The organism is Nocardia sp. NPDC003345, assembly GCF_053589395.1.
In genome coordinates, this window is sequence record NZ_JBSFRU010000260.1 from 1 (window position 1) to 9498 (window position 9498).

Below are 9498 nucleotides of genomic sequence, written 5' to 3' on the forward strand. Positions count from 1 at the left end.
CACCTTCTCACCTTGGCGTGCAGGGTCACCTTCTCACCTTGGCGTGCAGGGTCACCTTCTCACCTTGGCGAGCGGGGTCACCTTCTCACCTCGGCGTGCAGGGTCATGTTCTCGCCTTGGTGGGCGGGGGTCGCGTTCCCGCCTTGACGAGTACGGTCACCTCCCCACCCTCGCGTGCAGGGTCATGTTCTCGCCTTGGTAGGCGGGGCCACCTCCCCGCCTTGGCGGGTGGGCACCTCCTCGCCTTGACAAGCGAGGCCATCTCCCGCCTTGACGTGCCGGGTCATCTCAGCCCAACCGGCCAACCCACCTCCCGTGCCCAGGGCAGTGGTGGCAGGCAGAGCCCGCCGACCTCACCCCACCCGGCCAACCACCCCCACCACCCCCCGAGCTGGAGTGATACCCGTCATGCCACGAATGTGACCTGCCCATACCGGGTAGCCCGTGTTGACGTACCCCGGTGTAGCTGTAACTATGGATTACAGGTAAGCCCGAATCATCGACGAGAGGCAGTGACGATGACGTCTTCAGCCACCACGGTGTCCGACGAGCAGTTGGTCGCCCAGGCCCAGGAGTACGCGGAAAAGCTGTTGCTGCTGTCGGAGGGTTCGGTCAACCGCAACTTCGATCCGTTCGAGGACATCGACTGGGATCATCCCGACTTCGACGCCGATGCCCGGCCCGAGCGCTGGATCCTGCCCACCTCGGGCGATACCGTCGGCCGCCACCCCTGGTATCTGGCGTTGCCGAAGGAAAAGCAGATCGCCCTGGGGAAGTACCGGCAGGCCAATGTCGCCAAGGTCGGGCTGCAGTTCGAGGCGATCCTGATCAGCGGCATGATGCAGCACGTTTTCGGCCTGCCCAACGGTGACCCCGAGTTCCGCTACTGCTCCCACGAGATGATCGAGGAGCACAACCACACCCTGATGTTCCAGGAGATGGTGAACCGGATCGGTGTGGATGTGCCGGGGATGGGCCCGCTGGTGCGCCAGTTCCGTCATATCGCGGTTCCGGTCGCGGTGGCGTTCCCGAATCTGTTCTTCATGGCTGTGCTCGGCGGCGAGGAGCCGATCGACCACATCCAGAAGGATGTGCTGCGCTCCGGCGAGGACGTGCATCCCATCATGCGCGGTGTGATGGCGATCCACGTGGCCGAGGAGGCCCGGCACATCTCGTTCGCCCACGAGTTCCTCAAGAAGCATGTTCCGGAGTCCTCGCGGACCAACAAGTTCGTGTTGTCGATCGCGATGCCGATCGTCATGTGGATCCTGGGCCGCGCGATCGTGACGCCGCCCAAGGCCTTCTTCGAGGAATTCGATATCCCCAAGAGCGTGCGCAAGGAGCTGTTCCACGGCTCCGACGACGCCAAGCAGACCTTCAGCGACTACTTCGGCGATGTTCGCACCCTGGCCAAGGAGATCGGACTGATCAACCCGATCTCCAAGCGGGTGTGGAAGGCGCTGGGTATGGACGGTCACACCACCCGCTACCGTTCGGAGCCGCTGCGCGCCGTCCGCGGTAAAGCGGCCTGAGCCGGCGGTACAGCTTCGATGCCCTACGTCGTCACCCAGTCGTGCTGTAGCGACGCGTCCTGTGTCTACGCGTGCCCGGTCAACTGTATTCACCCCACTCCGGACGAACCCGATTTCCGGACCGCGGAGATGCTCTACGTCGATCCGGCCGCCTGTGTGGACTGCGGCGCGTGCGCCTCGGCCTGCCCGGTGGATGCCATCACCTCGTCGAAGAAGCTGACCGAGGAGCAGAAGCCGTTCATCGAGATCAACGCAGATTTCTATCGGCAGTCGCGGCCTCGTCCGCTGCTGGCCCCGCCGGTGCCGGCCCCTGCTATCGACACTCCCGGGCGTGGGCCGCTGCGGGTCGCGGTCGTGGGTTCGGGCCCGTCGGCGATGTATGCCGCCGACGAACTGCTCACGCAGCCGGATGTGCGGGTGACGGTGTTCGACCGCCTGCCGGTGCCCTACGGGCTGGCCCGCTACGGTGTGGCGCCCGATCACGAGAAGACACGCCAGGTTTCGGAGCTGTTCGACGTGATGTCGCGCCAGCCCGGCTTCGGGTCCTATTTCGATGTCGAGGTGGGTAAGCACATCTCGCACGAGGAGCTGCTGGCCTACCATCACGCCGTGGTCTACGCCGTCGGCGCGTCCTCGGACCGCAAACTCGGGATACCGGGCGAGGGGCTGGCCGGGAATGTCTCGGCCACCGAATTCGTGGCCTGGTACAACGGGCATCCCGACCACCTGGACCACGAATTCGATCTCTCGCAGCCGCGGGTCGTCGTGGTCGGCAACGGTAACGTCGCGCTGGACGCGGCCCGTATCCTCACGGCGGATCCGGAACAGCTGGCCGGGACCGCGATCTCGCCGATCGCGCTCGAGGCGCTGCGGCACAGTGCGGTGCGTGAGGTCGTGGTGCTGGGCCGCCGCGGTCCGGCCGAATCGGCGTTCACTGTGCCGGAGTTCGTCGGGCTGCTGGGCGCCGATGTCGATATCGCCATCGAGGGTGATCTGCCCGCGCTTACCGGCAAGCTGCCCTACCAGCTGGAACAGAAGCTGAAATTGCTGCGGCAGGTGGGTGACCGCCCGTACGGGCAGCGCCGGCGCATCGTCTTCCGCTATCAGAGCGCACCCGCCCGGATCCTGGGACCCGACCGGGTCACCGGCATCGAGGTGGAACGCACCGAGTCGGTCACCGGCCCGGACGGCCGGGTACGTGCGGCCGGTACCGGCGATCTCGAGCTGCTGGAGACCGGGCTGGTGCTCACCTCGGTCGGCTACCGTGGCGTGCCCACGCCGGGACTGCCGTTCGACGAGCAGCGCGGGATCATCCCGAACCAGGCGGGCCGGGTGCTGGACGCGCCGGACGGGACCGCTGTCCCGGGCGTGTATGTGACGGGCTGGATCAAACGCGGGCCCACCGGATTCATCGGCACCAACAAATCCTGCTCGCAGGAGACCGTGGGGCAATTGGCCGCGGACTTCAATGCGGGCCGGCTCGCCGAACCCGCGGGTGGCGCGGCGGCGTTCGACCGCCTGCTGCGGCAGCGCCGGCCGCAGGTTCGGGCCGCCGGAGCGGTATCCGAGTCCGGAAAACCGGTGCGCCGCTTGTTCAGTCGCACCTGAGCAACAACTTCGCTTCCGCCCGCCCGGCGTTGTTCCGGGCGGGCGGTTTTCATTTTCTCGCATCGAATTCCGTGAAATAGGCTACTTATCGGTTACTGCTCGGTATCCGGCCTGTCGTCCGCATTGCATTGTCAGTGGGGCTTACGACAGGACACCGGTCCGGACAGGGCGCTGTCCGCCTTTGGTCGAGTCATTTCCACAGTTCACAGCCATTGTGGCGGAATCCGGCGATTCGAACTGCCGGTTGGTTTCCGGGCCGAATATCGGGGATATGTTCTGTAACAACGGCTTTCCTTGCCATTTATTGGATTTCGCCGCACCGATACAGCTAACCTGTGGTCGCTGTTTGGAAAACGACCGCGCCCATGGCTCTTCGAAGGACGTGGTCTCGGTGCGTTGACGGGATGGCAAATGACTTCTGGGCTGGGTATAAGCATCGGCACGGTGAATGTGGTCTCCGCGCGAATCGGTGCCCAGGACGCCCGCCCCGCGGTAAGAACCCGGCGGACGGCAGTCGGTTTCGACAGCGGCGGCACCGCGCGGCTCGGCGGTATCACCCGGTTCTCCACCGCGGTCAGTGAATTCGCCGATCTCGGCCGGAATCCGGAATCGGTGTATGTGGACGGGCGGATCTGGTCGCCGGCCACGATTTTCGCGTCGGTTGTGCAGGGGCTGGTCGCCGCGGAGCCCGCCACCGGGGTGGTGGCCACCTATCCGGCGGGGTATACGCGTAAACAACTCGAACTGCTGCGCCAGAGCCTGGACTTCGCCGGGGTGGGGCATGTGCAACTGGTTCCGGAACCGGTGGCCGCCGCGCATTGGCTGGACACCGAACACGGTCCGCTCGACACCGGCTTCGTTCTGGTCTACGACCTCGGCGGCAACAGCCTCGATGTCTCCGTGGTGCGTACCGGCCCGGACTGGCCGGATCATCCCGTGGTCGGGAAACCGGTGCGTTCCTACGAGTTCGGCGGCCGCCCGCTGGGTGCGCTGATCGCGCGGTGCGCGGGTGATCGCGCCATCGGCCCGGCCGAACCGGCGACCGGGGCGGTATCGCTCATGTCGTTCGTCAATCCCGAGGGCCTGCGTCGCGAACATGTGCGGGATTCGCTCGAGGTGGTGCGGGGCGCGGTGCGTTCGGCCGGGGTCTCGCTCTCCGATATCTCCCAGGTACTGGTGGTAGGCGGCGCGGCTCGGCCCCCGCAGGTCGCCGGGACGCTCGCCGAGCTCGGGCTGCCCGTGACGATCGCCGCCGATTCCGGGCAGTGTGTGGCGCTCGGCGCGGCCGCCATGGCGGCGGAGAGTGTGGCCGGTACGGGTACGGCGCGGGCCAAACATCCGCCGATTTTCTCCGGTGCCGCCCTGTTCTCCGCCGTGGCGATGTCGGCGGCCACCATTCTCGGCAACGGCCCCGCCGATACCGGCCCCCTGGACCAGGACCGGACCCCACTGCAGAGTCCGGGCGCGGTCCGGTACGAGATCCATGGCGAAGCCCGGGTGGAGCGTTCCGCCACCGGCTGGACCGTGTCCTACGCGCCGCTCGACCCGGCCGCGCTGGTCGCCCCGGCGGCGGTGTCGCGCCGGTACGGGCCGCCGATGCCGGGAGCCGAATCCGCGGATCGCACCGGGCGGCCCCGGTCCGACCGAGCCGCCGATGCCGGTTCCGGGAGCCATAATTCGGCCCGGGACGGGCATGAGCAGCCCGCGGCGCACCATGACGATCCCGCCCGTTTCGTCCACCCGCTGCCCTCGCAACGATCGCGTATTCCGGGGCTGGGCACGGGTCCCGGCAGCGAAACCGGCCCCGGCGCGGGCGATCCGCCCGGTTCGGAACCGACCGGCCCGGACGACGGTGGCGAAGAGGAGCCGGGTGGTGGATCGCCGGATACGGGTGGCCCCGGGGACACCGGATCCCCGCAGCTCCCGGCTCCCGGGGATGGGTCCGGGGGCAGTCAGGGGGCCGGTGACGGCAGTGGGACGGGCGGGTCGCCGGCACCGGGAACCGACGGGGGAGACGCCTCCGGGGACGGAACGGGTCAGGGTGAGGATGGTTCGCCGAGCGGGTCCGGGGACGACTCCGGCGGCGATTCCGGTTCGGACGGGTCCTCGTCGGCCGGTGGGCCGGACTCGTCGTCCAGCGCCGGTGGCGGCGATTCGGGTCACTCCGGTGGCGGCGACTCCGGCTATTCCGGAGGGGCCGGGGATTCCTCCGGCGGCTCCGATTCCGCTGGTGGCGGTGGCTATTCCGGTGGTAACCCCGGCGATGGTAACTCTGCCGGTGGCGCCGATTCCTCCGGGGCGTCGCATTCGTCCCCCGGCGGCGGGTCGTTCTCCGGTGGTGATTCGTCCGGCGGGTCGAAATCCGCCTCCGGAGGCTCGATTTCGGGCGGCTCTCGTTCGGGCGGTAGCGATGGTGGGTCTCGGGGTGGGTCGTCGGGCGGTGGCGACGGTGGGTCTCGAGGTGGGTCGTCGGGCGGTGGGTCGCGAAACTGATTCGGGTCCGCCGCGGTGGGGCCGGAGCCCGGTATCGGGACCCGGCGAGTGTGCCATGTATCCGAAATCCGCCGGTCGAAGGCTATTCCGGTGAAATCAGGTGCCCGACCGGCTATCGCGCGGCACAATCGTTTCGTGGAGGTTGACGGGGGCCCGCCGCGGCTGATCGCGCTGGATGTGGACGGCACACTGCTGAAAACCGGTACACCGGTGAGTGACCGGGTGGTGCGCGCCGTGCGCGCGGCCGTGGCGACCGGCGCGCATATCGTGGTGAGCACCGGTCGTACCGTGGTCACCACCCGGCCGGTATTGGAAGAACTCGGGCTGGTCCGGGGGCATGCGGTCTGCTCCAACGGCGCCGTGCACATCGATATCGAGCGCGCCGATCCGGTCGCGGTCCATCATTTCGATCCCGCGCCCGCCGTCACCGCGCTCCGGGAACTGTTTCCGGAGATGATCTTCACGGCCGAGCGGGTGGGGCAGGGTGTGTGGGCCACCGGTCAGAGCCCCGGCGAGTACTACCCCGGCGGCGAATATCTGGTGGTCGACGACCTCACTCTCGGCAGTGAACCCACGCCCCGCCTGAACTGCTGGTGGCCCGAGGGTTCCACCTCCGAGATGCGTCGCCTCATCGACGAACTGGCCCTTCCGGACATCAGCTGGGTCTACGGCGAATTCGGGCCGTGGCTGACCATCTCCCGGCACGGAATCTCCAAGGGCTGGGCCCTGGAGCGGTTGCGCGAGCTGTTCGATATCCCGCGCGCCGCCACCCTCGCCATCGGCGACGGTTTCAACGATCGGGAGATGTTCGCCTGGGCCGGGCATTCGGTGGCGATGGCCAACGCTCCGGTCGAATTGCACTCGGTGGTGGACGAGGTCACCGTCGATGTGACGGCCGACGGGGTGGCGGCGGTGCTGGAGCGGTGGTTCTGAGGCGCTCAGGCCGAGAGGGCGAGTGTGCGCGTGCGTGCCGCGTCGTAGCGATCCCATACGATATCCGCGGTCAGCGGGTCCGGCCCCAGGACCTCGGCGTGCGGGAGGCCGGGTGCCTGGGCGTGCAGGCGGTCGGTGAGCAGTCCCGGCGCCAGGAACCACGGCGCCACGAGCACCTGTTCGGCGCCGCGGGCGCGCAGCCGGGCGGCGGCGTGCGGCAGCCCGGGGTCCGTGGTCGCGAAACATACCTCGGTGGGCAGCCCGGTGCGGGCCGCCAGTCGCCGGGCCACCCGCGCGGTTGCCCGGTTGGCCGCCGCCGAGGAGGAACCGACCGCGGCCATCGCGATCCCGACCCGCTGCGTACCGGGATCCCAGCCGTTCGCGGCGCAGGCGCTGCGCACCCGGTCGCGCGATACCTCGATCAGCCGGGAGTCGGCGCCGAGCACATCGGCCTGGACCGGGCGCAGCCGCGGATTGCGAGCGGACGCCTCGGCCAGCAGCGCGGGCAGATCCACCCGGGCGTGGAACGCGCTGCCGAGCAGCAGCGGCACCACCACGGCCTCGGTCTGCCCGGCCGCCGCGACGGCGTCGAGGGCCTGCCCGACCGACGGTGCGTTCAGGTCGAGGAAGGCCAACCGCGCGGGCGTCTCCGGGCGGGCCGCCCGGATCCGGGCCAGCAGCGCGGTGACCGTGGCAGCCGAGCGGGGGTCCCGGCTGCCGTGCGCCACCGCGAGCAGCGTGGGTGGCATCAGGCCCCGGATCCGACCTCGACCGCGGTGAGCACATCGCCGACCAGCCCGGCCGCGAGGGTGTTCCCGCCCGCCGGATCGATCAGCAGGAAACTGCCGGTGTGCCGGTTGGTGCGGTAGTCGTCGGCCGCGATCGGTTCGGCGACCCGCAGTGAGATCCGGCCGATATCGTTGAGCGACAGGGATTCCGGCGCCGGGTCCGCGGCCAGCCGCTGTTCGTCGAAGCGTTCGGTGAGCGCGCCGACGATGGCCTGGGTGGTGCGGGTGCCGTGCTTGAGCAGCAGCCGCGCCCCCGCGTGCAGCGGTTTGTCGCCGAGCCAGCAGACCGTGGCGTCGAAGGTGTCGACCGGTTCCGGGGCGTCGGCGGGGGAGACGATGGTGTCGCCACGGGAGATATCCACCTCGTCGGCCAGGATCAGGGTGACACTGCGACCGGCCTGGGCGACGGCGAGTTCCCCGTCCGGGGTGTCGATCCGCTCCACGGTGGTGCGGATACCCGACGGCAGCACCACCACCTCGTCACCGGGGGCCACCGAACCGGCCGCGATCTGCCCGGCGTAGCCGCGGTAGTCGGGGTATTCGGGAGTGCGGGGCCGGATCACGTACTGCACCGGGAACCGCAGCCCGACGGCGTGCTCGCCGGAATTGTCGGCGTCCACCGGCACCGATTCGAGATGTTCGATCAGCGACGGGCCGCTGTAGTACGGGGTCTTGTCCGAACGGGTGGCGATATTGTCGCCGTGCAGCGCGGAGACCGGGATCTCCAGCACATCCTCGTCCGACCAGCCGAGAGTGCGCGTGAGCTGCGAGAACTCCGCGGAGATCTCCGCGAACACCTTCGCCGCCGCGGCCTGCCGGGCCTGCTCGCTCGGCTCGTCCTGCCCGACCAGATCGATCTTGTTCACCGCCAGCACCAGTTTCGGTACGCCCAGCAGCGCCAGTACCGCGGCATGGCGGCGGGTCTGCTCGATCACGCCCTTACGGGCGTCGACCAGCAGGATCACCAACTGCGCGGTCGAGGCGCCCGACACCGTGTTACGGGTGTACTGCACGTGGCCCGGGGTGTCGGCCAGTACGAACGACCGCTGCGGGGTCGCGAAGTACCGGTAGGCGACATCGATGGTGATGCCCTGCTCGCGTTCGGCCCGCAGACCGTCCACCAGCAGCGACAGGTCGGGGGTGGACAGTCCCTTGTCCACCGACGCCCGGGTCACCGCGTCGATCTGGTCGGCGAGCACGGATTTGGTGTCGTAGAGCAGACGTCCGACCAGTGTGGACTTGCCGTCGTCGACAGAACCGGCGGTGGCCAGCCTCAGTAGGTCGGACATATCAGAAATAACCCTCTCGTTTACGGTCTTCCATGGCGGCCTCGGAGACCCGGTCGTCGCCACGGGTCGCGCCGCGTTCGGTCAGCCGGGAAGCGGCGACCTCGGCCAGGATGGCCTCGTTGTCGGCGGCATCGGACAGGATGGCACCGGTGGTGGAGCCGTCGCCGACGGTGCGGTACCGCACCGAACGGGTCTCGAGCACCTCGCCGTCGTTCGGGCCACCCCAGCTGCCCGGGGTCATCCACATCCCGTCGCGCTGGTACACCGGGCGCTGGTGGGCGTAGTAGATGGTGGCCAGTTCGACGTTCTCGCGGGCGATATAGCGCCAGATATCGAGTTCGGTCCAGTTGGACAGCGGGAAGACCCGCACATGCTCGCCCGGCGCGTGCCGGCCGTTGTACAGGTTCCACAGTTCGGGCCGCTGCCGCTTCGGGTCCCACTGGCCGAAGGCGTTGCGCAGCGAGAAGATCCGCTCCTTGGCGCGGGAGCGTTCCTCGTCGCGGCGGCCGCCGCCGAAGACCGCGTCGAATCGGTTCTCGCTGATGGCGTCCAGCAGCGGCACGGTCTGCAGCGGGTTGCGGATACCGTCGGGGCGTTCGGTGAGACGGCCGTCGGCGAGGTAGTCCTCCACACTCGCCACATGCAGGCGCAGGCCGTACTTCTCCACCACGTGGTCGCGGAACTCCAGTACCTCGGTCAGGTTGTGCCCGGTATCCACGTGCAGCAGCGCGAACGGCAGCGGCGCCGGCCAGAACGCCTTGAGCGCCAGATGCAGCAGGACGGTGGAGTCCTTACCGCCGGAGAACAGGATCACCGGGCGTTCGAACTCGCCCGCGACCTCGCGGAAGATATGGA

At 68.7% G+C, this 9498-nt stretch carries 7 protein-coding genes; 4 read left to right on the forward strand and 3 right to left on the reverse strand.

From position 1 onward, the window contains the following. Positions 1-518 precede the first annotated feature (518 nt). The 4 genes from ACWDU1_RS23850 (at position 519) to ACWDU1_RS23865 (ending at position 6566) form a co-directional block, all read left to right on the forward strand. A complete protein-coding gene (locus tag ACWDU1_RS23850) occupies positions 519-1532 on the forward strand; it encodes an AurF N-oxygenase family protein (protein WP_450001682.1) in 1014 nt (337 codons plus the stop codon). An 18-nt stretch (positions 1533-1550) separates the two neighbouring features. Further along, positions 1551-3140 carry an FAD-dependent oxidoreductase gene (locus tag ACWDU1_RS23855; protein WP_450001684.1) on the forward strand — a complete coding sequence of 530 codons (1590 nt, stop codon included), beginning with the start codon at positions 1551-1553 and terminating at the stop codon, positions 3138-3140. A 411-nt stretch (positions 3141-3551) separates the two neighbouring features. Next, positions 3552-5633 (forward strand): Hsp70 family protein, encoded by a 2082-nt coding sequence (locus ACWDU1_RS23860; RefSeq protein ID WP_450001685.1) that lies wholly within the window; start codon positions 3552-3554, stop codon positions 5631-5633. 135 nt (positions 5634-5768) lie between these two features. Further along, positions 5769-6566 (forward strand): HAD family hydrolase, encoded by a 798-nt coding sequence (locus tag ACWDU1_RS23865; protein WP_450001688.1) that lies wholly within the window; start codon positions 5769-5771, stop codon positions 6564-6566. A 5-nt stretch (positions 6567-6571) separates the two neighbouring features. Here ACWDU1_RS23865 and ACWDU1_RS23870 read toward each other — a convergent pair whose 3' ends face one another. From ACWDU1_RS23870 to cysD, 3 genes are all read right to left on the reverse strand, one after another. Continuing rightward, a complete protein-coding gene (locus ACWDU1_RS23870) occupies positions 6572-7315 on the reverse strand; it encodes a sirohydrochlorin chelatase (RefSeq protein WP_450001690.1) in 744 nt (247 codons plus the stop codon). Beyond that, positions 7315-8643 carry a sulfate adenylyltransferase subunit 1 gene (locus tag ACWDU1_RS23875; protein WP_450001691.1) on the reverse strand — a complete coding sequence of 443 codons (1329 nt, stop codon included), beginning with the start codon at positions 8641-8643 and terminating at the stop codon, positions 7315-7317. The genes ACWDU1_RS23870 and ACWDU1_RS23875 overlap by 1 nt, the downstream gene beginning before the upstream one ends. 1 nt (position 8644) lies before the next feature. Beyond that, positions 8645-9498: sulfate adenylyltransferase subunit CysD (gene cysD, locus ACWDU1_RS23880; protein ID WP_450001692.1), on the reverse strand; the 854-nt coding region annotated here is incomplete at its 5' end.